This is a genomic window from Bacteroides sp. f07 (assembly GCF_042854785.1).
In the GTDB taxonomy this organism is placed as follows: Bacteria; Bacteroidota; Bacteroidia; order Bacteroidales; family Bacteroidaceae; genus Bacteroides.
This window is the reverse complement of sequence record NZ_BAABXI010000001.1, coordinates 2,195,117-2,220,828: the sequence shown is the minus strand read 5'-3', so window position 1 is coordinate 2,220,828 and position 25,712 is coordinate 2,195,117. Positions and strand designations below refer to the sequence as shown.

At 45.5% G+C, this 25,712-nt stretch carries 24 protein-coding genes and 1 pseudogene; 18 read left to right on the top strand and 7 right to left on the bottom strand.

The genetic code is table 11. From position 1 onward, the window contains the following. Window positions 1–2: 2 nt before the first annotated feature. The 5 genes from ACGHVY_RS08960 to galE all read left to right on the top strand — a co-directional run bounded on the left by ACGHVY_RS08960 (window position 3) and on the right by galE (window position 4,188). Window positions 3–995, top strand: a complete 993-nt coding sequence (locus ACGHVY_RS08960) for an RnfABCDGE type electron transport complex subunit D (RefSeq protein ID WP_390598493.1) — start codon at window positions 3–5, stop codon at window positions 993–995. Beyond that, entirely contained in the window at window positions 992–1,729 is a 738-nt protein-coding gene (locus tag ACGHVY_RS08955; RefSeq protein WP_390598491.1) for an RnfABCDGE type electron transport complex subunit G, read from the top strand. The genes ACGHVY_RS08960 and ACGHVY_RS08955 overlap by 4 nt, the downstream gene beginning before the upstream one ends. A gap of 14 nt (window positions 1,730–1,743) precedes the next feature. After that, window positions 1,744–2,328 (top strand): electron transport complex subunit E, encoded by a 585-nt coding sequence (locus ACGHVY_RS08950; RefSeq protein WP_294629714.1) that lies wholly within the window; start codon window positions 1,744–1,746, stop codon window positions 2,326–2,328. A 22-nt stretch (window positions 2,329–2,350) separates the two neighbouring features. Then, window positions 2,351–2,923, top strand: coding sequence for an electron transport complex subunit RsxA (rsxA, locus tag ACGHVY_RS08945; RefSeq protein WP_004303570.1), 573 nt, complete (start codon window positions 2,351–2,353; stop codon window positions 2,921–2,923). Window positions 2,924–3,153: 230 nt separating this feature from the next. Beyond that, window positions 3,154–4,188, top strand: a complete 1,035-nt coding sequence (gene galE, locus ACGHVY_RS08940; protein WP_390598488.1) for a UDP-glucose 4-epimerase GalE — start codon at window positions 3,154–3,156, stop codon at window positions 4,186–4,188. A gap of 463 nt (window positions 4,189–4,651) precedes the next feature. On the opposite strand, the gene ispE is transcribed toward galE, so the two are convergent. Next, complete coding sequence (gene ispE / locus ACGHVY_RS08935; protein WP_390598486.1) at window positions 4,652–5,476, bottom strand: 4-(cytidine 5'-diphospho)-2-C-methyl-D-erythritol kinase; 825 nt, start codon at window positions 5,474–5,476, stop codon at window positions 4,652–4,654. A gap of 233 nt (window positions 5,477–5,709) precedes the next feature. Between ispE and dnaB the strand changes: the two genes are divergently transcribed. The 10 genes from dnaB (at window position 5,710) to nhaA (ending at window position 17,913) form a co-directional block, all read left to right on the top strand. Continuing rightward, window positions 5,710–7,278, top strand: a complete 1,569-nt coding sequence (gene dnaB, locus ACGHVY_RS08930; protein WP_390598484.1) for a replicative DNA helicase — start codon at window positions 5,710–5,712, stop codon at window positions 7,276–7,278. A gap of 178 nt (window positions 7,279–7,456) precedes the next feature. Beyond that, entirely contained in the window at window positions 7,457–9,919 is a 2,463-nt protein-coding gene (pheT, locus tag ACGHVY_RS08925) for a phenylalanine--tRNA ligase subunit beta (protein ID WP_390598482.1), read from the top strand. Between the two features lie 40 nt (window positions 9,920–9,959). After that, window positions 9,960–10,694 (top strand): YebC/PmpR family DNA-binding transcriptional regulator, encoded by a 735-nt coding sequence (locus ACGHVY_RS08920; protein ID WP_294629437.1) that lies wholly within the window; start codon window positions 9,960–9,962, stop codon window positions 10,692–10,694. 6 nt (window positions 10,695–10,700) lie between these two features. After that, window positions 10,701–10,946, top strand: coding sequence for a TIGR03905 family TSCPD domain-containing protein (locus tag ACGHVY_RS08915; protein ID WP_308747209.1), 246 nt, complete (start codon window positions 10,701–10,703; stop codon window positions 10,944–10,946). 237 nt (window positions 10,947–11,183) lie between these two features. Continuing rightward, complete coding sequence (locus ACGHVY_RS08910) at window positions 11,184–12,437, top strand: Nramp family divalent metal transporter (RefSeq protein WP_308747208.1); 1,254 nt, start codon at window positions 11,184–11,186, stop codon at window positions 12,435–12,437. Window positions 12,438–12,504: 67 nt separating this feature from the next. After that, complete coding sequence (locus ACGHVY_RS08905; protein ID WP_308747207.1) at window positions 12,505–12,963, top strand: C-GCAxxG-C-C family protein; 459 nt, start codon at window positions 12,505–12,507, stop codon at window positions 12,961–12,963. Between the two features lie 154 nt (window positions 12,964–13,117). Next, complete coding sequence (locus ACGHVY_RS08900; protein ID WP_044654713.1) at window positions 13,118–13,318, top strand: winged helix-turn-helix domain-containing protein; 201 nt, start codon at window positions 13,118–13,120, stop codon at window positions 13,316–13,318. A 129-nt stretch (window positions 13,319–13,447) separates the two neighbouring features. Beyond that, window positions 13,448–15,229: a translation elongation factor 4 gene (gene lepA / locus ACGHVY_RS08895; protein ID WP_308747206.1), complete on the top strand. Its 1,782-nt coding sequence runs from the start codon at window positions 13,448–13,450 to the stop codon at window positions 15,227–15,229. Window positions 15,230–15,369: 140 nt separating this feature from the next. After that, entirely contained in the window at window positions 15,370–16,548 is a 1,179-nt protein-coding gene (locus ACGHVY_RS08890; protein WP_390598478.1) for a sodium:proton antiporter, read from the top strand. 45 nt (window positions 16,549–16,593) lie between these two features. Next, window positions 16,594–17,913: a Na+/H+ antiporter NhaA gene (gene nhaA, locus ACGHVY_RS08885; protein WP_308747204.1), complete on the top strand. Its 1,320-nt coding sequence runs from the start codon at window positions 16,594–16,596 to the stop codon at window positions 17,911–17,913. A 123-nt stretch (window positions 17,914–18,036) separates the two neighbouring features. On the opposite strand, the gene ACGHVY_RS08880 is transcribed toward nhaA, so the two are convergent. The 3 genes and pseudogenes from ACGHVY_RS08880 to ACGHVY_RS08870 all read right to left on the bottom strand — a co-directional run. Then, on the bottom strand, window positions 18,037–19,275 hold the full coding sequence (locus ACGHVY_RS08880) for a DNA recombination protein RmuC (protein WP_308747203.1): 1,239 nt from the start codon (window positions 19,273–19,275) through the stop codon (window positions 18,037–18,039). Next, the gene (map, locus tag ACGHVY_RS08875) at window positions 19,275–20,129 is read right to left on the bottom strand and encodes a type I methionyl aminopeptidase (RefSeq protein ID WP_390598475.1); all 855 of its coding nucleotides are present in this window, start codon (window positions 20,127–20,129) and stop codon (window positions 19,275–19,277) included. Before map ends, ACGHVY_RS08880 begins: the two co-directional genes overlap by 1 nt. Window positions 20,130–20,181: 52 nt before the next feature. Further along, window positions 20,182–20,280, bottom strand: a pseudogene (locus ACGHVY_RS08870) (DUF4858 domain-containing protein); the annotation flags it as partial. A gap of 193 nt (window positions 20,281–20,473) precedes the next feature. On the opposite strand from ACGHVY_RS08870, the gene ACGHVY_RS08865 reads away from it, so the two are divergent. Continuing rightward, the gene (locus tag ACGHVY_RS08865) at window positions 20,474–20,737 is read left to right on the top strand and encodes a hypothetical protein (protein ID WP_308745313.1); all 264 of its coding nucleotides are present in this window, start codon (window positions 20,474–20,476) and stop codon (window positions 20,735–20,737) included. After that, on the top strand, window positions 20,734–21,036 hold the full coding sequence (locus ACGHVY_RS08860) for a hypothetical protein (RefSeq protein ID WP_308745312.1): 303 nt from the start codon (window positions 20,734–20,736) through the stop codon (window positions 21,034–21,036). Before ACGHVY_RS08865 ends, ACGHVY_RS08860 begins: the two co-directional genes overlap by 4 nt. A gap of 34 nt (window positions 21,037–21,070) precedes the next feature. On the opposite strand, the gene ACGHVY_RS08855 is transcribed toward ACGHVY_RS08860, so the two are convergent. Then, window positions 21,071–22,711, bottom strand: a complete 1,641-nt coding sequence (locus ACGHVY_RS08855; protein ID WP_308745311.1) for a DUF4080 domain-containing protein — start codon at window positions 22,709–22,711, stop codon at window positions 21,071–21,073. Window positions 22,712–22,831: 120 nt separating this feature from the next. On the opposite strand from ACGHVY_RS08855, the gene ACGHVY_RS08850 reads away from it, so the two are divergent. After that, complete coding sequence (locus tag ACGHVY_RS08850) at window positions 22,832–23,230, top strand: hypothetical protein (RefSeq protein ID WP_308745318.1); 399 nt, start codon at window positions 22,832–22,834, stop codon at window positions 23,228–23,230. A gap of 66 nt (window positions 23,231–23,296) precedes the next feature. Here the strand turns inward: ACGHVY_RS08850 and ACGHVY_RS08845 are convergent, their stop codons facing one another. Both ACGHVY_RS08845 and rlmD read right to left on the bottom strand, forming a co-directional pair. Next, complete coding sequence (locus ACGHVY_RS08845; RefSeq protein WP_308745310.1) at window positions 23,297–24,217, bottom strand: RluA family pseudouridine synthase; 921 nt, start codon at window positions 24,215–24,217, stop codon at window positions 23,297–23,299. Between the two features lie 12 nt (window positions 24,218–24,229). After that, window positions 24,230–25,600: a 23S rRNA (uracil(1939)-C(5))-methyltransferase RlmD gene (gene rlmD / locus ACGHVY_RS08840; protein WP_308745317.1), complete on the bottom strand. Its 1,371-nt coding sequence runs from the start codon at window positions 25,598–25,600 to the stop codon at window positions 24,230–24,232. Window positions 25,601–25,712 lie beyond the last annotated feature (112 nt).

Here is a 25,712-nt window from a genome sequence, read left to right as displayed (position 1 = left end):
ATATGGAAAATAAATTAATCGTATCACTATCACCCCACGTTCATGGCGGAGACAGCGTGCAGAAGAATATGTACGGCGTGCTGATTGCACTGATTCCGGCTTTTCTGGTGTCTCTCTATTTCTTCGGACTGGGAGCCCTGATTGTTACAGCTACTTCCGTTGCGGCTTGTTTGTTCTTCGAATGGGCGATCGGGAAATATTTACTGAAGAAACCGACCACCACCATCTGTGACGGCTCTGCCATCATTACAGGTGTGTTGCTGGCATTCAACTTACCTTCCAACCTGCCGGTTTGGATTATCATCCTCGGCGCATTGTTCGCTATCGGTGTGGGCAAGATGTCTTTCGGCGGACTGGGTTGCAACCCTTTCAACCCGGCATTGGCGGGACGTGTGTTCCTGTTGCTCTCTTTTCCGGTGCAGATGACCAGTTGGCCGGTAGTCGGACAGTTGGCGGCTTATACGGACGCCACGACCGGCGCTACTCCGTTGGCGTTGATGAAGCAGGCGATTCATGGCGATACCTCTGCGTTGAGCCAGATTCCGGATGCCTTGAGCCTGCTGATTGGACAAAACGGCGGATGTCTGGGTGAGGTAAGTGCATTGGCGCTGCTGATCGGGCTGGTCTATATGCTTTGGAAGAAGATTATCACTTGGCATATCCCTGTATCCATCCTGGCGACGGTATTTGTGTTTGCCGGCATCATGCATCTGGTGGATCCTGAAAAATACGTTTCTCCGCTGTTGCAGTTACTCTCCGGTGGTCTGATGCTGGGAGCTGTCTTTATGGCAACGGATTACGTGACTTCTCCGATGAGCAAAAAAGGAATGTTGATTTATGGTGTTTGTATCGGTCTGCTGACGGTGGTTATCCGTCTGTTCGGCGCATATCCCGAAGGTATGTCGTTCGCCATCCTGATTATGAACGCGTTCACTCCGCTGATTAACACCTATTGTAAACCTAAACGCTTTGGGGAGGTAGCGAAGAAGAAATGAAAAAGTTACAATCATCTTTAAAGAATATGTTGCTGGTGCTTACGGGTGTGACGGCTGTCTCCGTAGCGTTGCTGGCTTATGTGAATGAACTGACGAAAGGCCCTATCGCCGAAGCGAACGCAAAGACGCTGAACGAGGCTTTGAAGAAGGTTCTTCCCGAATTTACGAACAATCCGGTAGCGGAAAGCGATACTATTTTCGGTGAGAAAGACGGAAAGAAGTTCGTTGACTTTATCGTCTATCCGGCAAAGAACGGCGAAGAGCTGGTCGGTACGGCTGTTGAAGCCAAGTCGATGGGATTCGGTGGTGAACTGAAAGTGCTGGTAGGCTTTAATGCCGAAGGCAAAATCTATAATTACTCTCTGCTGGCTCATGCGGAAACTCCGGGGCTGGGCTCGAAAGCCGACAAATGGTTTGGCGCTTATGACCCTGCCAAAGGCGAGCAGGCGGTGTCGCACGAAGAAAGTGCGAAGTCTATCCTGGGCATGAATCCGGGTGAAACTCCGCTGACTGTCAGCAAAGACGGCGGACAGGTGGACGCCATCACTGCTTCTACCATCAGTTCGCGTGCTTTCCTGAATGCTGTAAACGCGGCTTATCAGGCTTACAAGGCAGAAGGTGGGGAAGTGAACGGTGTTTCCGGCGCTTCTCAAAAGGCTGCCGGTGAGAACATGGACGCTGCTACGGGTGCTACGATTAAAGTTGAACTTACTGATTCTATCAGTGCTAATTAAGAAAGGAGACAGATATGAATAACTTTAAAGTAATGATGAACGGGATTATCAAAGAGAATCCTACGTTTGTGCTCCTGCTTGGTATGTGTCCTACGTTGGGTACGACCTCATCGGCCATCAACGGTATGGGTATGGGGCTGGCTACGATGTTCGTATTGATCTGCTCGAACGTGGTGATCTCCCTGATTAAGAACCTGATTCCGGATATGGTGCGTATCCCTTCATTTATCGTGGTGATCGCGTCTTTCGTGACGCTGCTCCAGATGGTGATGCAGGCTTATGTGCCGGGACTGTATGCTACGCTCGGTCTTTTCATTCCGTTGATTGTGGTGAACTGTATCGTGTTGGGACGTGCCGAGGCTTTTGCCGCAAAGAATAACGCGGTCGCTTCCATGTTCGACGGCATCGGCATGGGACTTGGTTTTACCATTGCCCTGACTTTGCTGGGCGCTGTCCGCGAGTTCCTGGGAACAGGCAAGATTTTCGACTTCGCCATCATGCCCGAAGAATACGGTATGTTGGTGTTCGTGCTGGCTCCGGGTGCGTTCATCGCCTTGGGATACCTCATTGCATTGATTAATAGCTTTAAGAAAGCCTAACTCAATTAAATAAGAAAAGAATATGGAATATATATTGATATTTATTTCGGCAATCTTTGTAAACAACATCGTGTTGTCGCAATTCCTGGGTATCTGTCCGTTTCTGGGCGTTTCCAAGAAGGTGGAAACTGCGATGGGTATGAGCGCCGCGGTTGCTTTCGTGCTGACTATCGCTACCATCGTTACCTTCCTGATCCAGAAGTTTGTATTGGATGTTTTCGGACTGGGATACTTGCAGACGATTACTTTCATCCTGGTGATTGCCGGACTGGTGCAGATGGTGGAAATCATCCTGAAGAAGGTTTCTCCTGCTTTGTATCAGGCGTTGGGCGTGTTCCTGCCGTTGATTACGACAAACTGCTGTATTCTGGGTGTGGCCATCCTGGTGATTCAGAAAGACTATGACCTGCTGACGGGTGTTGTATATGCGTTCTCTACGGCTATCGGCTTCGGGCTGGCACTGGTACTCTTTGCCGGACTGCGCGAGCAGATGAGCCTGGTGAAAGTCCCGAAAGGCATGCAAGGCACTCCGATTGCCCTGATTACCGCCGGCCTGCTTGCCATGGCATTCATGGGATTCTCCGGCGTGGTATAATAAAGACTTACAGTTGATAATTGATTGATAGGAATTGGGAACTCCGCTGTATGGCGACATACAGATTGTGGGTTTCCAATTCTTTTTTTAAATACCCGATTTCCATCAAATCGTTCTTTAATTACCTTTTATTGAAATAAATGGTCATAGATTATTGGATTTCCATTTTATTTCCATAAATTTGTAGCTCAAACGACAAAAAGCCGAAAAACTAACCATTTATAAAGAATATGAAAGAAAGAATTTTAGTAACGGGCGGGACAGGATATATCGGTTCTCACACCGTAGTGGAACTGCAAAACAGTGGATATGAAGTAATCATCATCGATAATTTATCAAATTCAAGTGCCGACGTTGTTGACAATATAGAGAAAGTATCCGGTATTCGTCCGGTGTTCGAGAAACTGGATTGTCTGGATTTTGCAGGACTTGATGCTGTATTTACAAAATATAAAGGAATTAAGGCTATTATTCATTTTGCGGCGAGTAAAGCCGTAGGCGAGTCGGTGGAGAAACCGTTGCTTTATTATCGCAACAACCTGGTTTCTTTGATCAACCTTCTCGAACTGATGCCGAAACACGGAGTGGAAGGTATCGTGTTCTCTTCTTCCTGTACAGTGTACGGTCAGCCGGATGAACTGCCGGTGACGGAAAAGGCCCCGATCAAGAAAGCGGAATCGCCTTATGGAAATACCAAACAGATTAATGAAGAGATTATTCGCGATACGGTAGCTTCCGGTGCTCCGATCAATGCTATCATGTTGCGTTACTTTAACCCGATCGGTGCGCATCCTACCGCATTGCTGGGCGAACTGCCGAACGGTGTTCCTCAAAACCTGATTCCTTATCTGACTCAGACTGCTATCGGTATCCGTGAGAAACTGAGCGTGTTCGGTGATGATTATGATACGCCCGACGGTTCTTGTATCCGTGACTTTATCAACGTGGTTGATTTGGCTAAGGCACACGTGATCGCTATCCGCCGTATCTTGGAAAAGGGACAGAAAGAAAAAGTTGAAGTATTCAATATCGGTACGGGACGCGGTGTTTCCGTATTGGAATTAATCAATGGCTTTGAAAAAGCTACCGGCGTGAAGTTGAATTATCAGATTGTAGGACGTCGTGCCGGTGATATTGAGAAAGTTTGGGCAAACCCCGATTTTGCAAATAATGAATTGGGTTGGAAAGCCGTAGAGACTTTGGAAGATACTTTACGCTCTGCCTGGAACTGGCAGTTGAAACTCCGTGAGAGAGGTATTCAGTAAAAAGAGACTTGTTTTAATTAACATAAAAGTTTAAACAAATCGTGCATGCGATTTGTTTAATTAATGCAAATCGACCTGAAGCTGGTTATGGGTATGTGAATATACATAGACAGTACTTATACCTCCCGGTATAGACAGGAGATTGCATAGTAGTTTTGTCGTGTTTTATTTTGTGTTTGTGTTGTGACGGTACTACGACGTGAGTCGTGGTACCGTTTTTTGTTTGCCCGCAAAGCGGGCAAAACTGCTTTGAAGGTTTGGTTTTAACCATTTCTGAATATTGGAAAAATGTTTTGTTTTTCAAAAAAGAACAGCTATCTTTGTTTCAAATTAGAAATAAGATATGAGAATAATATCATTTGCGGCTATAAGAAACTGCATCTTGAAACACGCTGACTCTGAGATGGCTTTGCGTGATTGTTTTGGCTCTCACGCCTTTTTTATCCTAATATGCCCGTCTCGTTTACAGTTTTCCTTTAAAGCAGAAGGTATCGGGCTTCCTGTTTATTTCCGGTAGCGCTGCATCCGGTGCGAACAGCCCGAACACGGAAGAACCGGAACCGCTCATGGATGCGTAGATTGCTCCTTGGTTATAGAGTTCTTGCTTGATTTCTCCGATAACGGGATGCTGCGGAAAGACACTTGCCTCGAAGTCGTTGATTAATGTATCCTTCCATTCTGCCACCGGACGACGGATTACCTCTTTGACCGGATATTCGGGATGATGGGGATGAATGTTCGCGAAGGCTTCGCGGGTGGAAACGAAAACGTCCGGCTTCACAATCATAATCTGATAACCTTTTAATGAAAGTTCGATTGGCGAGAAGATGTTGCCGATACCTTCGGCGTAGACTGGTTTGTTCTTGATAAAGAAAGCACAGTCCGCTCCTAAGGTGGCGGCGTATATTTCCAGTTGCTCTTCAGATAAATTCAAATGAAACTGCTCGTTGAGTAACTTCAGCATAAAAGCGGCATCTGACGAACCGCCGCCAAGTCCGGCTCCCGAAGGGATATGTTTGTACAAATGAATCTCGACAGGGGGAAGGTGGAACTCCTTGTCCAGCAGTGAATAAGCCTTTGCTACCAGGTTGTCTTCCGGACTGCCGGCTATTTCCATTCCATACTGGTGGAGAGTTATCTTTTTTTCTGCTTCGGAAGAAGTGCGGATTTCCAAAGCGTCTTCCAGGTTTACCGGATAGAAGACCGTTTCGAGATTGTGATAACCGTCCGGGCGTTTCTCCGTGATGGAGAGTCCCAGGTTTATTTTAATATTCGGGAAAGTGAGCATAAGGTTATTTACTGTTTCGTAATTTACTATTTACAATTTGTAGTGCCACATATCACAATTAATCGTGGCTAAATGTGATTCGGGAGCAAAGTTAGTAAAATCTTCATTTTTCCTTATCCATTCTTCATGATTATATTTTATCTTTGTCGTCCCGAACGGAAGGACGCTGTTATTGAAGGAGCGTATCCGGTCATAAATAGTAAATCGTAAATTGTAAAATAGTAAATATCTCCATGGCTGAACAGAGAAAAAATACCCGCAATACAAAGTCTGCAAAAGTACAACCGGTAAATGATTATGGTCGTATCCAGCCTCAGGCGCCTGAGTTGGAGGAAGCAGTGTTGGGTGCTTTGATGATCGAGAAGGATGCTTATTCGCTGGTGAGCGAGATTCTTCGTCCCGAATCTTTTTATGAGCGCCGTCACCAATTGATTTATGCAGCTATTACCGACCTTGCCGTGAACCAGAAACCGGTGGATATCCTGACGGTGAAGGAGCAGCTTAGCAAACGGGGGGATTTGGAAGAGGTCGGAGGGCCGTTCTATATTACTCAGTTGAGTAGTAGGGTAGCTTCTTCGGCACATATTGAATACCATGCACGTATCATTGCGCAGAAGTCGCTGGCGCGTGAGCTGATTACATTTACGAGCAATATCCAAAGCAAGGCTTTTGATGAGACGCTGGATGTGGACGACTTGATGCAGGAAGCGGAAGGCAAGCTTTTTGAGATTTCGCAGCAGAACATGAAAAAGGATTATACGCAGATCAATCCGGTGATTGACGAAGCCTATAAGCTGATTCAGAAAGCTGCGGCGCGAACCGACGGTTTGAGCGGTCTTGAAAGTGGCTTCACGAAATTGGACAAGATGACTTCCGGCTGGCAGAATTCCGACCTTATTATTATCGCTGCCCGTCCTGCCATGGGTAAGACAGCTTTCGTGCTTTCTATGGCGAAGAATATTGCCGTTGATTATCGGAATCCGGTGGCGCTGTTCTCTCTTGAAATGAGTAACGTCCAGTTGGTGAACCGTTTGATTACGAATGTCTGCGAGATTCCGAGTGAGAAAATCAAGAGCGGACAGTTGGCGAATTACGAATGGCAGCAGTTGGACTATAAGTTGAAGGACTTGCTGGATGCGCCGCTCTATGTGGATGATACTCCGTCTTTGTCCGTTTTCGAGCTGCGTACGAAAGCACGCCGTCTGGTACGCGAGCATGGGGTGAGAATTATTATTATTGACTACCTTCAGTTGATGAATGCGAGCGGTATGGCGTTTGGCAGCCGTCAGGAAGAGGTGAGTACCATTTCACGTTCGTTGAAGGGATTGGCGAAGGAGTTGAATATTCCGATTATCGCGCTGTCACAGTTGAACCGTGGTGTGGAAAGCCGTGAAGGTATTGACGGCAAGCGTCCGCAGTTGAGTGACCTTCGTGAGTCGGGAGCCATTGAGCAGGATGCCGATATGGTGTGCTTTATCCATCGTCCGGAATATTATAAGATTTATCAGGACGACCGGGGGAATGACTTGCGCGGTATGGCGGAGATTGTGATAGCCAAGCACCGTAACGGTGCGGTAGGCGAGGTGCTGCTCCGGTTTAAGGGTGAGTTTACACGATTCTCGAATCCGGAGGACGATATGGTTATTCCGATGCCGGGTGAGCCTGCAGGGGCTATGCTGGGTTCTAAAATGAATGCAGGGGCAGCCGGTTCCGTGCCGCCTCCGCCGGCGCCTGACTTTGCTCCGCAGACAAGTAACCCGTTTGCCGCACCGATAGGGGGGGACGGACCGTTGCCGTTTTAGTTGAGAGTTGAGATTTGAGAGTGGGCTGCGCAATATCCCTATGGGGTGTTTGTAGTTCAGCAGGGTAATTTTCTACTTTGGACTTTGAACTTTCAATTTTCTTTCAAACCTTTTCGGTCAACCGAAAAAACTTATTAACTTTGCGAATCTTTTTGAGAAACAATAAAAAATTAATAATATGAATATCTCTTATAACTGGCTGAAAGAGTATGTCAACTTCGATTTGACGCCTGATGAAACGGCTGCAGCGTTGACCTCTATCGGCTTGGAAACAGGTGGTGTGGAAGAAGTGCAAACCATTAAAGGCGGTTTGGAAGGTCTTGTGATCGGCGAAGTGCTGACTTGCGTGGAACACCCGAATTCCGACCATTTACACATTACTACTGTCAATCTGGGAGAAGGCGAACCGGTGCAGATCGTTTGTGGTGCTCCGAATGTGGCTGCCGGACAGAAAGTGGTGGTAGCTACCTTGGGTACGAAACTTTATGACGGTGACGAATGTTTTACCATCAAGAAATCAAAAATCCGTGGTGTGGAATCTACCGGCATGATTTGTGCTGAAGATGAAATAGGCATCGGTACGGATCATGCAGGCATCATCGTATTGCCGGAAAATGCTGTTCCGGGTACGCTTGCCAAGGATTACTATAATATCAAGAGCGACTATGTGCTTGAAGTGGACATCACGCCCAACCGTGCGGATGCCTGCTCTCACTACGGCGTGGCCCGTGACTTGTATGCTTATCTGATTCAGAACGGCAGACAGGCTACCCTGCAACGCCCGTCGGTAGATGGCTTCAATGTGGAAAACCGGGACTTGAATATCGAAGTGAAGGTTGAAAACACGGAGGCTTGCCCGCATTATGCCGGTGTGACCGTGAAAGGGGTGACCGTGAAGGAAAGCCCGGAATGGCTGCAGAACAAACTGCGCCTGATCGGTGTGCGTCCTATTAATAATGTAGTGGATATTACCAATTATATCGTTCATGCTTTCGGCCAGCCTTTGCACTGCTTCGATGCCGGAAAGATTAAAGGCAACGAGGTGATTGTTAAGACCATGCCCGAAGGGACTTCGTTCGTTACGCTGGACGAGGTGGAACGCAAGTTGAGCGACCGCGACCTGATGATTTGCAATAAGGAAGAGGCGATGTGTATTGCCGGCGTATTCGGCGGACTGGATTCCGGTTCTACCGAAGCAACGACGGATGTATTCATTGAAAGTGCTTACTTCCATCCTACATGGGTGCGTAAGACTGCACGCCGCCATGGCTTGAACACCGACGCTTCTTTCCGTTTTGAACGCGGTATCGACCCGAACGGTGTGATTTATTGCCTGAAACTGGCTGCCATGATGGTGAAGGAACTGGCCGGAGGTACGATTTCTTCCGATATTAAGGATGTATATACTACTCCTGCACAGGATTTCATCGTAGACTTGGCTTATGCGAAAGTAAATTCGCTGATAGGCAAGGTGATTCCGGTGGAGACAATCAAGAGCATTGTGACCAGCCTGGAGATGAAGATTACGAATGAGACACCGGAAGGCCTGACATTGGCAGTTCCGCCATACCGGGTGGATGTGCAGCGTGACTGCGACGTGATTGAGGACATTCTCCGTATCTACGGATATAATAATGTTGAAATTCCGTCTACTTTGAAATCCAGCCTGACCACTAAGGGAGAACATGATAAGTCGAATAAATTACAGAATCTGGTTGCCGAGCAGTTGGTTGGTTGCGGATTCAATGAAATACTGAATAACTCATTGACCCGTGCCGCTTACTATGACGGCTTGGAAACTTATCCGTCCAACCGCCTGGTGATGTTGCTGAACCCGTTGAGCGCGGATTTGAACGCTATGCGCCAGACTTTGTTGTTCGGCGGACTGGAAAGCATCGCTCACAACGCGAACCGTAAGAATGCCGATCTGAAATTCTTCGAATTCGGCAACTGTTATTATTTCGACGGAGACAAGAAGAATGAGGAGAAAGTATTGGCTCCTTACTCGGAAGATTATCACTTGGGCTTGTGGGTAACCGGTAAGAAGGTTTCCAACTCATGGGCACACGCGGATGAGAACAGCTCTGTTTATGAATTGAAGGCTTATGTCGAAAATGTATTGAAACGTTTGGGACTGGATCTGCATAACCTGGTTGTAGGTAACCTGACCGATGATGTTTTTGCAGCCGCGCTTTCTGTAAATACCAAGGGCGGCAAACGCCTGGCATCTTTCGGTGTGGTGACTAAGAAGTTGCTGAAAGCATTCGATATTGACAATGAGGTCTATTTCGCCGACTTGAACTGGAAGGAGCTTATGAAGGCTGTCCGTTCGGTGAAGATCAGCTACAAGGAAATCTCCAAGTTCCCGGCTGTGAAACGCGACCTGGCTTTGTTGCTTGACAAGAATGTGCAGTTTGCCGAAATCGAGAAGATTGCATTCGATACGGAGAAGAAGCTGCTGAAAGAAGTGGAACTCTTTGACGTGTACGAAGGCAAGAATCTGGAAGCCGGCAAGAAATCCTATGCAGTGAGCTTCCTGCTTCAGGATGAGAACCAGACATTGAACGACAAGATGATTGACAAAATCATGTCGAAACTGGTGAAGAATCTGGAAGACAAACTGGGCGCCAAACTAAGATAATCAGATAAACTTAAAATTGTTATTATAAAAATATAAACCAATGGGAAGAGCATTTGAATATAGAAAGGCCGCTAAACTGAAAAGATGGGGCCACATGGCTAAGACATTCACAAGACTGGGCAAACAGATCGCTATCGCTGTAAAGGCAGGCGGTCCGGAACCTGAAAATAACCCGACCCTACGTTCGGTTATCGCTACTTGTAAGCGTGAGAATATGCCGAAGGATAATATCGAACGTGCCATCAAGAACGCTATGGGTAAAGACCAGAGCGACTACAAGAGCATGACTTACGAAGGATATGGCCCTCACGGAATTGCTGTCTTTGTGGATACGTTGACTGATAACACGACCCGTACGGTGGCCGACGTCCGTTCGGTATTTAACAAGTTCGGCGGTAACTTGGGTACAATGGGGTCGCTGGCATTCCTTTTCGATCACAAATGTATGTTCACTTTCAAGAAGAAAGACGGACTGGATATGGAGGAACTGATTCTTGACCTGATTGATTATGACGTGGAAGATGAATATGATGAGGACGAAGAGGAAGGAACAATCACTATCTATGGTGACCCGAAGAGTTATGCCGCTATTCAGAAGCATCTGGAAGAATGTGGTTTTGAAGATGTCGGCGGAGACTTTACTTATATCCCGAACGATATGAAGGATGTGACTCCCGAACAACGCGAGACGCTGGACAAGATGATTGAACGTCTGGAAGAATTTGATGACGTGCAGACTGTTTACACAAACATGAAACCAGAAGGCGAGGAATAAATTGCCATGGAATATGTTTATAAAACAAAAGGTACTTGCAGCACGAACATCGAACTGAATGTGGAAGATGGTGTCGTGAAGGAGGTGGCCTTTTGGGGCGGATGCAACGGTAATCTGCAAGGGCTTTCACGCCTGGTAAAAGGTATGAAAGTGGAAGAGGTGATTACCAGGCTGGAAGGTGTACGCTGTGGCGGCCGACCGACGTCTTGCCCCGACCAGTTATGTCGTGCATTACATGAGATGGGATATTAACAGGTAAGATTTCCCTTTTTTATAGTTATATCGGAAGGGAGTGGCGAAAAAACTCCCTTTTGATTTTTGCTCAGGCACGGATTACACGGATGACACGGTTTTTATTGATTTGGAACCGTGAAGTTCGTGTAATCCGTGCCTGTTTTCATATACTTACTTGTCGGTATTTTGAACCAAAACCGAACTTCAGTCGTTATTTATAAGTATATTTGTACTGGAGAAACTATTATGCAAAAAATGAAGAATATTTTTCAAGACTTAAAACGCAAAGACCATAAACGCTATTTGGGCGGACTGGATGTGTTCAGATATATCGGGCCGGGACTCTTGGTGACGGTAGGATTTATTGATCCGGGAAACTGGGCGTCTAATTTCGCCGCCGGTTCCGAATTCGGGTATTCGCTGCTTTGGGTGGTCACCCTGTCTACTGTCATGTTGATTGTACTTCAACACAACGTTGCCCACCTGGGGATTGTGACCGGACTCTGTCTGTCGGAAGCGGCCACTAAATATACTCCCAAATGGGTGTCCCGTCCCATACTTGGTACGGCCGTACTGGCTTCTATCTCCACTTCGCTGGCGGAGATTCTGGGTGGCGCCATCGCACTGGAGATGCTGTTGGATATTCCTATCATATGGGGGGCTATACTGACAACGCTTTTTGTCTCCATCATGCTTTTCACCAATTCGTATAAGAAGATAGAACGTTCTATCATCGCGTTCGTTTCCGTTATCGGGCTTTCTTTTATCTATGAGCTGTTTCTCGTAGAGATAGACTGGCCGGCCGCAACGCTGGGGTGGGTGACTCCGTCATTCCCGAAAGGAAGCATGCTGATTATCATGAGTGTGCTGGGAGCGGTGGTGATGCCTCACAATCTGTTTCTCCATTCGGAAGTGATACAGAGCCACGAGTATAACAAGAAAGACGACGCGTCGATAAAGAAGGTATTGAAGTATGAGTTGTTTGACACGTTGTTCTCGATGATTGTAGGCTGGGCGATTAACAGTGCGATGATTCTGCTGGCTGCCGCCACTTTCTTCAAAAGCGGTATTCAGGTGGAGGAGTTGCAACAGGCCAAATCGCTGCTCGAACCGTTGCTGGGGAGCAATGCCGCAATCGTATTCGCGCTGGCGCTGCTGATGGCGGGCATTTCGTCGACTATCACAAGCGGGATGGCGGCAGGCTCTATCTTTGCGGGTATTTTCGGTGAGTCTTATCATATCAGGGATAGCCACTCGCAGGTGGGGGTACTTTTGTCCTTGGGCATTGCCTTATTATTGATTTTCTTTATCGGGGATCCTTTTAAGGGATTGATTATCTCACAGATGATACTTAGTATCCAGTTGCCCTTTACGGTGTTTCTGCAGGTGGGGCTGACTTCTTCCCGAAAAGTGATGGGGGATTATGTGAATAGCCGCTGGAGTACGTTTGTGCTGTATACGATTGCGATTATCGTATCGGTGCTGAACATCATGCTGCTGTTTTCCTGAAATGAACATGAATCAATAAATACTTTTTTTTGTATTTTTGCATGAAAATAAAAAGCGGAAAAATAGTATGGAAGATAGAATACAAAAAGCAGTGGAGCTTTTTAAAAGCGGATATAACTGCTCGCAGTCTGTGGTGGCTGCCTTTGCGGATATGTATGGATTCACACAGGAACAGGCTTTGCGCATGAGTGCTTCTTTCGGTGGGGGGATAGGCAGGATGCGTGAGACTTGCGGGGCTGCCTGCGGCATGTTTCTCGTTGCGGGACTGGAAACCGGGGCGACGGAAGCGGCAGACCGGGAAGGGAAGGCTGCCAACTATGCGGTGGTGCAGGAACTGGCGGCTGAGTTTAAAAAACGCAACGGCTCGCTGATTTGTGGAGAATTGTTGGGATTAAAGAAAAAAGAACCGGTTTCCACCGTTCCGGAAGAGCGTACTACTCAATATTATAGCAAGCGTCCTTGTGCGAAAATGGTGGAGGAAGCGGCAAGAATCTGGTGTGAATACCTCGAAAAGCATCCGAAATGAATGGAAAAATGCTTTTTTATTACAAAATCAATAAAAAAACATTCAATAAAGTGTTATATAACATAAAAATAACTATCTTTGCTCCCGAAATAAAATCTGAAAGTCCTGAGGGAGCGGATGATTTGAAGCATGTCTAACTAAAATTTCAAAGCAAATGTTGAAAGAAAAAGCAGGTGTAATCGCAGGTAATATCTGGAATGCACTGAATGAAACAGAAGGAATGACTGCCAAGCAACTGAAGAAAGCAACTAAGTTGGTTGACAAAGACCTATTTCTTGGACTTGGTTGGTTATTGAGAGAAGACAAAGTCTCTGTGGAAGAAGTTGAAGGTGAACTCTTCATCAAATTGATCTAAGCGAGTAACTCACTTAAGTAATAAAAAAAATGCGTTGGTACATTGTCAGAATGTTATCAACGCATTTTTTTTTATTCCGCCATTTACGTATCTTTGCACACCAAAAAGATAAAATAATAAGAATTCAGAATGAAGAATATACGCAATTTTTGCATTATCGCTCATATTGACCACGGTAAGTCGACTCTGGCAGACCGTCTGCTGGAGTTTACCAAGACTATACAGGTGACTTCGGGACAGATGCTTGACAATATGGACCTGGAGAAAGAAAGAGGGATTACAATCAAGAGCCATGCCATCCAGATGGAATATACTTACAAGGGTGAGAAGTATGTCCTTAATCTGATTGACACTCCGGGACATGTGGACTTCTCGTATGAGGTGTCCCGCTCGATTGCCGCTTGCGAGGGTGCATTGCTGATTGTCGATGCGTCGCAGGGCGTACAGGCGCAGACCATTTCCAACCTGTATATGGCGATTGAGCACGATCTTGAAATTATCCCGGTTATCAATAAATGTGATATGGCAAGTGCCAACCCCGAAGAGGTGGAAGATGAGATTGTGGAACTGCTGGGTTGCAAACGCGAAGAGATAATCCGTGCGTCGGGCAAAACGGGCATGGGCGTGGAAGAGATACTTGCAGCCGTTATCGAACGTATCCCGCATCCCGAAGGAGACGAGGATGCTCCGTTGCAGGCGTTGATTTTCGACTCTGTGTTCAACTCTTTCCGTGGAATCATCGCTTATTTCAAGATTGAGAACGGTATCATCCGCAAGGGTGACAAGGTGAAGTTCTTCAATACGGGAAAGGAGTATGATGCCGACGAGGTGGGAGTGCTGAGGATGGATATGGTTCCCCGTAACGAGCTTCGTACGGGAGATGTAGGATATATTATTTCGGGTATCAAGACTTCCAAAGAGGTGAAAGTGGGAGATACCATTACGCATATCGCCCGTCCGTGCGACAAGGCCATCGCCGGTTTTGAGGAAGTGAAGCCGATGGTGTTTGCCGGAGTTTATCCGATTGAGGCGGAAGATTTTGAAGACCTTCGTGCGTCTTTGGAGAAGTTGCAGTTGAATGATGCTTCTCTGACCTTCCAGCCGGAATCTTCGCTGGCGCTGGGCTTCGGTTTCCGTTGCGGTTTCCTGGGATTGCTCCATATGGAGATTGTACAGGAACGGCTGGATCGTGAGTTTGACATGAACGTGATTACTACCGTGCCGAACGTATCCTATCATATCTATGACAAGCAGGGCAATATGAAGGAAGTGCACAATCCGGGCGGTATGCCCGACCCGACCTTGATAGATCATATCGAAGAGCCGTATATCAAGGCTTCCATCATTACAACGACCGATTATATCGGCCCTATCATGACGCTTTGCCTGGGCAAACGCGGCGAGCTTCTCAAACAGGAGTATATCTCCGGTAATCGTGTGGAGATTTATTATAATATGCCTTTGGGAGAGATTGTCATCGATTTCTATGATAAACTGAAGAGTATCTCCAAGGGGTATGCTTCATTTGACTATCATCCGAACGGTTTCCGTACTTCCAAGTTGGTGAAACTTGATATCCTGCTGAACGGCGAGCCGGTGGACGCGCTTTCTACATTGACGCATATTGATAATGCGTATGATATGGGCAGGCGGATGTGCGAGAAGTTGAAGGAGCTGATTCCCCGCCAGCAGTTTGATATAGCCATACAGGCGGCTATCGGAGCGAAGATTATTTCCCGTGAGACGATTAAGGCGGTTCGTAAGGATGTGACTGCGAAGTGTTACGGCGGTGACGTGAGCCGTAAGCGCAAGCTGCTTGAAAAACAGAAAAGAGGTAAAAAACGAATGAAACAAATCGGTAACGTGGAGGTGCCTCAAAAGGCCTTCCTCGCTGTACTGAAGCTGGATTAAGAATATTGCCGCAAGCAATTTTTCAGAGATTATTCTGAACAAATTGACTTGCGGTTAGTTTTTTAATACACCAGGGTGACTGCCTTCTGTCTGCAGAGCTTTCCTTGGCAATCACTTTTAGAGAACAAACAACTGTAAATATGAGAAAAGTTCTGTCTTTTTCGGGCTTCCTGATGTTGGGGCTCATCATTTCACAATTCCTGCCGGTGGTGGCAGGGCAAGGTTATGGGGCTGTCAAGTCCGTTTCGAATGTATTGCTTTATGTGTGTCTTAGTTTTATAATGATTAATGTAGGCCGGGAATTTGTTCTCGACAAGGTTCGATGGAAAAGCTATGCTGAGGATTATTTCATAGCGATGGCTACGGCGGCTCTGCCGTGGTTTATGATTGCCATTTATTATGTGTTTGTATTGTTGCCGCCCGATTATTGGAATAGTTGGGAAGCGTGGAAGGAGAATTTGTTGTTGAGCCGTTTCGCGGCACCGACATCCGCCGGTATTTTGTTTACGATGCTGGCTGCTATCGGGCTGAAATCCAGTTGGATTTACAAGAAGATCCAGGTGTTGGCCATTTTTGACGATTTGGATACGATAATTCTGATGATTCCTCTGCAAATAATGATGATCGGTTTGCGCTGGCAGTTGATTATTGTGGTGGTAATTGTGTTTATGTTGTTGGCTGCCGGCTGGCAGAGGTTGAACAGATATGATTGGCGTCAGGATTGGAAGGCTATCCTTTTTTATTCGGTTATTATATTTCTGGCTACCCAGATTCTTTATTTGGGCAGTAAAGAGTTGTATGGCGAAGAGGGGAGTATTCATATTGAGGTGCTGTTGCCGGCGTTTGTTCTCGGAATGATAATGAAGCATAAGGAGCACGACACTGCTGTGGAGCGGAAGGTATCTACCGGGATTTCTTTCCTGTTCATGTTTCTGGTGGGTATGAGCATGCCTCATTTTATCGGGGTGAACTTTGCGGAAACTCATGCGGGCACACATTCGGTGACGGGTTCGCAGGAGATGATGTCATGGGGGATGATTATGCTTCACGTGGTGATTGTTTCTTTGTTGTCGAATATAGGAAAACTTTGTCCGATGTTCTTCTATCGTGACCGGAAACTGAGTGAGCGGCTGGCGCTTTCTATCGGTATGTTTACCCGTGGAGAGGTAGGAGCCGGGATTATTTTCATTGCGTTGGGCTACAATCTGGGCGGCCCGGCATTGGTCATTTCCGTACTGACTTTAGTCCTGAACCTTATCTTGACAGGAATTTTTGTGCTTTGGGTGAAAAACCTTGCTTTAAGGAGTTATACTGATTAGAAAAATCCGTATATTGCGATTTTAATACCATAAAAACATTTCGTTATGACTATTTTACGGACTATGCGAAACTTCTCGTCCATGAATATCACGGCGAGTATTCTTTTGTTTCTGGCTGCTATTTCGGCAGCCGTCATTGCGAACTCTCCAGTGGCTCCGGTGTATCAGGAATTTTTGTCGCATGAACTCCATTTGCGGATTGGCGACTTTAATTTACTGTCGCATGGCGGGGAGAATTTGCGGATGATTGAGTTTATCAATGATGGCTTGATGACGATTTTCTTTTTGTTGGTGGGGTTGGAAATTAAAAGGGAACTGCTGGTCGGCGAACTTTCTTCTTTCCGTAAGGCTGCATTGCCTTTTATTGCTGCTTGCGGTGGTATGCTGGTTCCTGTAATGATATATATGCTGATTTGCCCGCCGGGCAGTGTCGGCGGACAAGGGCTTGCCATCCCGATGGCAACGGATATTGCTTTCTCATTGGGTGTGTTGAGTTTATTGGGGAATCGTGTTCCGCTGAGCCTGAAAATCTTTCTGACGGCTTTTGCGGTAGTCGATGATATTGGCGGTATCCTGGTGATTGCCATTTTTTATAGTTCGCATGTTTCTTATGGTTATCTTCTGGTGGCTGCGTTGCTTTATGTTTTGCTTTACTTTATAGGGAAGTGGGGAGCGACAAATAAGATATTCTTTCTGGTGATTGGGGTGGTTATCTGGTATTTATTCCTGCAATCGGGTATTCATAGTACAATCTCAGGGGTTATCCTGGCTTTTGTGATTCCTGCGAAACCTCGTCTGGACGTGGGGAAGTATATTGAGCATATCCGCCATACGATAGCCGGTTTCCCGACGATGGAGTCGGGAAGTATCGTGCTGACCAATGAGCAGATTGCCAAACTGAAAGAGGTGGAGTCGGCTTCCGACCGTGTGATCAGCCCGTTGCAGTCATTGGAGGACAATCTGCATGGGGCGGTCAATTACCTGATTCTTCCGCTTTTTGCTTTTGTCAATGCGGGTGTTGTGTTTAGCGGGGGCGGCGAGTTGGCCGGCAATGTGGGCATTGCGGTGGCGGCCGGATTATTGCTGGGGAAATTCATCGGCATTTACTCGTTTACCTGGCTGGCTATCAGAACAGGGCTGACTCCCAGGCCGTTGGGGATGAACTGGATGAATCTTACCGGCATTGCCTTGTTGGGCGGCATCGGTTTTACCGTATCGCTTTTCATTGCCAACCTTTCTTTCGGAACTGATTATCCGGTCTTGTTGAATCAGGCTAAGTTTGGTGTGCTGTCGGGTTCCATACTTTCCGGATTATTGGGGTATATTGTGCTCCGGGTGGTGCTTGCAAAGGGGCAGGGGCGTTGATAAAATATAATAATCCCGCCATTCTATCTTTATTCCTGTCAAGGGGATAAAGCTTGAATGGCGGGATTATTAGTTTAAAATATGAAACTCTTGTAATAATATGCAGAGTTATTTTTGATTATTCTATTCATCTGTAAGTTCATCATCTATTCCGTCAATCGGCAGAATCTTCTGACTTTCTTCATGTGGTAACTGCTCTACTTGTCGCAGTTTCCGTTCGATGGCGCGTGTCCGTTTTCCCATTACTTCTTCCAGTTGGTCACCGGCACTTTGCAGGTTCTTCTGTACTTTCTCAAGCAATCCGCCGAACTTGCCGAATTCCGTTTTGACGGCTCCTAATACAGTCCAAACTTCGCCGGTACGCTTTTGGATGGCTAGTGTGCGGAATCCCATTTGAAGGCTGTTCAAGATAGCTCCTAGTGTCGTCGGTCCGGTCACTACGATCTTATATTCTTTCTGAAGCGTCTCTACAAGACTTGTCCTTCGGATTACTTCGGCGTAAATGCTTTCGAAAGGTAAGAACATGATGGCGAAGTCGGTAGTGAAAGGGGGATCCACATATTTATCGTGAATATCCTTGGCCATCTTTTTAATCGTGCTTTCCAACTGCTTGCCGGATGATTCCATCAACGCGGCATCTCCTGCTTCGAAAGCATCGTAATATTGCTCGTATATGTCTTTCGGGAATTTGGCGTCAATCGGAAGATAGACGGTGCTGTTTGCGTCATCTTTACCCGGAAGTTTGATGGCAAATTCGACGAATTCGGTTCCGCTCTTTTTTGTCTTGACGTTAGCGTCATACTGTTCGGGGCTCATCATTTGCTCTAATAATGCTCCGAGTTGTACTTCACCGAATGTTCCCCGCATTTTTACGTTGCTCAATACTTTTTTCAGTCCGCCGACGTCTTGTGCCAGGGACTTCATTTCTCCCAGTCCCTTTTGCACATTTTCAAGCTGCGAACGGACTATCTCGAATGACTGACCGATTCGTTCGTTGAGTGTCTTTTGCAACTTTTCCTCTACCATCAGGCGCATGTCGTCCAGACGTTTCTCGGTCGATTTAATCAGGATTTCCTGCTGGCGTGCCATCGAATCGAATTTCTGCCGTTGCAACTCTCCGCTGGTCATCATGTTCTTATGCAGGACATCTTGGAGTTGCTGCATATTCTGATTGAGTGTTTGCGTCATTTCCATGCGAAGTTCCCGGATGCTGCGGTTCAGCTCTTCCCGGTTCTCCTGCATCTGCTGGCGCAAAGCTATCTGTAATTGTTCCGCTTGAGTCTGGTTGTTGCCTTTGGTCAGTGATAATACCAGCAGGACTATCACTAATACGGCAATTACAATAAGTAGAATCAGTTCCATCAGTATGTCAGAATTTCGTTTCCGGTTTCAGTAATCAGAATCATGTTTTCCCATTGGGCTGAGGGGAGTCCGTCGTCGGTGCAGACGGTCCATCCGTCAGCTTCGTCAATGAATACTTCGTAAGTTCCCATATTAATCATCGGTTCGATGGTGAAGGTCATCCCCGGTACAATCATCATGCCTGTGCCGCGGCGTCCGAAGTGTTCTACGTCCGGCTCTTCATGGAATTTCATTCCCACGCCATGCCCGCAAAGGTCGCGGACAACGCTGAATCCGTTCTTTTCGGCATGCTCCTGGATGGCTGCGCCTACATCGCCCAGTTGTTTCCAGGGCTGTGCGGCGGCAATGCCTATTTCCATACATTCTTTGGTTACCTGAACGAGTTTGCGCATTTCGGGACTTACATCGCCAATCATAAACATGCGGGATGCATCGGAGAAGTATCCGTTGTAAATCGTAGATACGTCTACATTGATAATATCTCCGCTTTTCAAAATCTCATTCTTGCTGGGTATTCCATGACATACCACATCATTGATACTCGTACAAACGCTTTTGGGAAATCCTTCATAATTGAGTGGGGCAGGGATGGCTCCGTGCCCGGTTGTGAAGTCATATACCATCACGTCAATCTCTTCGGTGGACATTCCTTCACGTATATTTTCCGAGATATAATCCAATAATGCCGTATTGATTTTGGCGCTCTCACGAATCCCTTCCAGTTGCTCAGGCGTACGGAGTACTTTACGTGGGGGGAGCTTATATCCTTGTTTTCTGTATTTCTGTATTTTCTCTTCTACTGCTGCCGGATAATTGGAGGGGGTAAACCGGAATCCCTTGATAAAGTTCTTCATTATTATAGGATGTTTTTTAATCGTATTACAAAGGTACGAGAATTAATGGAATTTACCATTCATATGAAACACTAACTTGTGGTATCCATTCCCATCTTTTTCGTAGGGCATTGTATTGATATTGCATACCGGTTTTAATCTTCCAGTTTTCTGTATGGACGATGGAGAATAGGAAATGCTGCTACAAATGATAAATGAATAGTGATTATTTCACAAAAGATGGGGATACTTTCCTTTTTTTATGTTTGCATTGTTTGAGTTGGTAGAATATCCGTAAAAAAGAACTTCATAATTTGTATATATCATATATATCATATATATTTGCTAGATAACAACAATGACTTATGGACGCAACGATTAAAAATACAAAAAGAAAAGTGATAGACATTCCGGATGATATTTTCCGCTACTTGTCTATTAAGGCAGCAGCTAAAGGTACGAATTTGAAAAAGTATATTGAAGGGTTGCTTGTGAAAGATGTGGAAAGTATGATAGAAAATATGGATGATAATGAAGCATATAGATTGCTTTCAAAAAACGAGCCGGAAGGGCTTACACCTGCTAGTGATGTAGAGCAGGAAGAATTTCGTAAATGGCTTGGAATATGAAAGTGGAATTTTCTAAGACTTTCATTAAAGCTGCAAGTAAATTATCTGGTAAAACAAAAGAATCTCTTCAGAAAGCTATTTTAGAAGTTGAACAAGCGGATAATATTAACAAGATTACCGACTGCAAAAAAATGGTAGATTTCGATTATATCTATCGGATTCGTATAGGAAGTTATCGGGCTTTCTTTATTTTTCATGTACAAATAAAAGACGATGTTGTCTTGTTTCAATATTTGTTATCAAGAGGGGAAGCATATAGTAAAAAGAATGAAGAAAGTTTGAGACTAAAAGATAGATGATTAAATGCTCTTTCTGTAACTATTAGAACTATATCTAGAATAATTTATTAGCTTTAAATACCGGTTGTATCTTCTGAATCTCCGATTCAAAGCCGAACCAGTATCCATGCCCTTCTTCGTCAACGGGAAGAAAACATAATCGTAGATTCTCACGATACGAGCCATATTCCACTTCCCATTTTTCAGGGGGAACTTGTCTTTTTGTCCTTACTCTTTCTGCTGGAGCTTTTTTAAGCGACATACCTGCTTCTATCCATGCGATGCTGACTTGCGTCAGGTAATCCGGATAATGATTTTTACAGAAATCGTATAGAATCAATCCTCTTCTTTCTAAACTTAAAGGAGTATCGATGACATCTGTTTGCACCAAATGGTCAAGGAATTCATGTAAGAAAGAAGGATTCTCCAAAATTAGTGTCCGGGTAATTTTTTGCCAGGTAGAAGTATTGTAGAATCCGTCTAACATACGGGATAGGTAATGGGCCGTTTGCAGTTCGTCTACTGATATTTCACGGGTCTGTAACACTTCGTACGGTGGGAGCGGTGAGTATTGGATGCCTAATTCTTCTGCTCTTCTTCGCATTTCCGTGCCGGGAAGCAGCTTTAGGGATTCCAGTTGGATTTCTCCTGCGCCATATTCTGCCAAGGTGCGGACATCTTCGAATATCTCGGATAAGTGATAGAGTGGGAGTCCTGCTATCAGGTCGGCATGTGTCTCCATATTTTTTAGAGAGCAGAGGTATTTTAATCCTTCAAGAGCGTCGGATAGCTTTCCGATGCGTCGGCTTTGTTGTAGAACCGGTTCTTTTAAACTCTGGATTCCGGCTTCCAGGTGTAATAAACCTTTGGGGAGAACAGATAACTCCTTTTTAAGTTCTTCGGAAAGGAGAGCCGGATGGATTTCAAGATGGAAACAGATGTCCGGATAGTTGCGGAATAGGTCGAGTAATTCTTTTGCCCGCTTATTGTTGTAATTAAAGGTACGGTCGAGGACACGTACATTCTTGATTCCATGCTGGTGAATGTCATTCAGACGTTCACGGATAGCTTCCAAAGGGATGGTGCGGACGGGCTTTTCACCGCCGCTGACGCAAAAGGCACATGTGTTGAAACATCCCCGGGTTGTCTCTAGTTGGACAAAGGGCTTGCTCCAATTGAAGAAACAGCTCTTTTCAGGGGATATGAGCTGGGAGAAATTCATGACGCGGGCGATGCCGTTGTCTTGATATTGATTGTTTTCATCAAGATAACAGAGGCCTGTTATTGATTTCCACTCTTCTTTTGGGTGATTCCACACTTTTAGCCATAAAGGGAATACTTCTTCGCCTTCTCCGCGAAACACTCCGCTTACAAATTTGTTCTTATATAAGAAAGCTTCGTTGTCTCCTAAAAACTCGGGACCGCCGAGTATGATGCAGCAATGAGGTAATAATGCTTTTGCACGTGAAACGATATGTAATAGTTGCTCGTGATTGAATAGCCAGTTTGTGGCTGCAATGATATCCGGCCGGTGACGGTAGATTTGATTGACAACGCTACCGGTATTTTCATTGATTGTGGCAGAGACTACACACCATTCGATAGTAGTATCATCTGCTATTTGGGCATGGAGTGCAGGGAGTGCCAATGAGGAGTGGGCATAGGAGCTATTTAAATCGAGCCAAAGAAGTTTCATGTAATTTTTTTAATATTATCGGGGCAAAGGTACAAAAAACTTATGGCTTGGAGCGTATAGTAAAATAAAAACGCTAAATTTGTATTTATAAACGCAATAAACTGGAAAATTATGAAAATGATTAAGAGATATGCAGGTATCTTAATGATGCTGACTTTATTGGTTGGCTTTGCTTCGTGCGAGGACGATGAAGATTTAGAAGAGCAGATGTTCGGCAGGATATGGACAGGAGATGTCGGCATGAGTGCTGCCAATGGAAGGTATATATATAGTGAGTTTACTTTTGATCCGGATGGTTTTGGTGAAGAATATCAATATTATCGTAACGGTGAACTATATGATCATTTTCGTTTTCAGTGGTATTGGGAGGAACGTTACAGTAATAACCTTATTTTGGATTATGGTAGAAATGGAATCTCCTACATGGATGATGTGAACATACGTCGGGGGTTAATGACTGGAATTTTTTATTTGACAGGAGATTCAGAGGGTTTCCCTTTTACATTGGAAATGCAATAGAAGATGAATATTTTAATATAAATAAAAAGCGGAAGTCTCTTTTTTAAAGAGTTCCGCTTTTATTTTTTATTTCTTCAGAAACAACTTCTTGAAATCTCCCGGATAAGGTGTCTCAAACTCCATTAAATCTCCCGTTACCGGATGATAAAAACAAAGCTTGAAGGCATGAAGGGCTAACCGTCCGATAGGATTCGAATAGTTTTCTCCGCCATATCTTCCATCACCGACAATCGGATGACCCAAATCCTGCATATGTACACGAATCTGATTCTTGCGTCCTGTCTCCAGGTCGAGTTCCATAAGAGAATACCCGTTCGCACGTTTGATTGTTCTATAATGGGTGATTGATTTTGAACCGCCATCATCATATTCGCTGGAACTTACATACAAAGTCTTGTCGGTCAACCAGGATACTACCGTATCATAATCTTTTTCCATAGTTCCTTCCACTACGGCTACGTATCTGCGGTCGGTCACTATTTCGTGCCAGTTATCACGCAGAACCCGCTGGGTCTTCTCGTCTTTGGCAAACATCATCAAGCCGGAAGTGTCCCTGTCCAGGCGGTGAACGACGAATACGCGAAACTGACGTCCCGAACGTTGTACATATTCATTAAGTATTGTATAAGCGGTACGCTCTTTCTGACGCTCCGTATTGACAGACAAGAGTCCTTGCATCTTCTCGACAACAATGATATAAGCGTCTTCATACACGATTTTCAGCAATCTGTTGTTAAACTCTTTCTTTCCTTTTTGCTTGCTGATTTTCACCTTCATTCCCGGTTGAAGGGGGAAGTTGAATTGTGTAGTAATCACATTATCAACAAATACCACCCGCTTGCTTAACAAAGATTTCAGCTTTGTGCGGCTTGCGTCCGGCATCTTGGCAGCCAGAAAGTCCATGAGTTCCATCGGTTCTCTGACTGCATAATTCGTATATTGGGCACGTGCTTTTTCAGCAGGCGTCTTTCTTGGTCTTTTTTCCATTTCTTTTTTCTTTTATCGAAGTTCTAGCAATACTACATTCTCCACATGATGAGTGTGAGGGAACATATCTACCGGCTGCACTGCCTTCACCTTGTATTTACCATCCAGCAACTGCAAATCGCGTGCCTGGGTAGCAGGATTACAACTTACATAAACAATACGTTTGGGCTCGGCAAACAAAATGACATCAACCACATCCTGATGCATACCCGCACGAGGCGGGTCTGTGATGATGACATCCGGACGTCCGTGCTGATTGATGAATTCCTGAGTCAGCATATCCTTCATGTCGCCGGCATAGAACAAAGTGTTCTTGATATCATTGATTTCCGCATTTACTTTTGCGTCTTCGATAGCTTCCGGCACATACTCGATGCCAATCACCTGACGAGCCTGGCGTGAGACGAAATTGGCAATCGTTCCTGTTCCGGTATAAAGGTCATACACCAGCTCGTTTCCGGTCAGTCCGGCAAAGTCACGGGCTATCTTATACAGGTTATATGCCTGTTCCGAATTAGTCTGATAGAACGATTTCGGGCCTACCTTGAAACGCAGTCCTTCCATCTCCTCAAAGATATGATCCTTGCCTTTGAATACGTGCACATCCAAATCGTTGATGGTGTCGTTGCACTTATTATTAATAATGTATAATAGAGAAGTAATTTCCGGGAAAGAGTCGGCAACGAACTGAAGCAGTTGCTTGAACAGTTCCATCTCGTGGTCTTCCGTGATTTTGCAAATGATGATTACCATCAGCTCACCTGTCGATGAAGTACGGACAATCATGTTCCGCAACATGCCTTCCTGTGTGCGCAGATTAATAAAAGAATAATCGTGCTCATAAGCATAATCGCGTATCGCGTTACGGATACGGTTGGATATATCGTCCTGCAACCAGCATTTCTCGATAGCCAGTACCTTGTCGAACGCTCCCGGAATATGGAAACCGACAGCATTCATCTGGTCATACTTCACATCCTGACGGACTTCCTCGTTGGTCAGCCAACGTTTATTGGAGAATGTGAACTCCAGCTTGTTCCTGTACCATTCGGTTTTTGCCGAACCGAGAATAGGGGAAATTTCGGGAAGTTCGATCTTGCCGATACGTCTCAGGTTATCTTCCACTTGTTTCTGCTTATATCTGATTTGCTCCGGATAGGGGAGCACCTGCCACTTACAGCCGCCGCATACGCCATAGTGCTGGCAGAAAGGAACGGCGCGGTCGGGCGACAGTTCATGAAACTTCACCGCTTCTGCTTCGGCATATTTATTCTTCTTACGCTTGATCTGAAGGTCTACGACATCACCCGGCACTACGTAGGGAACAAAAATCACCAGGTCGTTTACTTTTGCGATGGCTTTTCCTTCGGCAGCCACATCCATGATTGTTACCTTCTCCAATAGGGGAAGCTCTTTTTTCTTTCTTGCCACTTTTACACCAGTCTAATAATTACTTTGCAAAAGTAGGTATTTTTTTTGGAAAATTTTCGTGTCT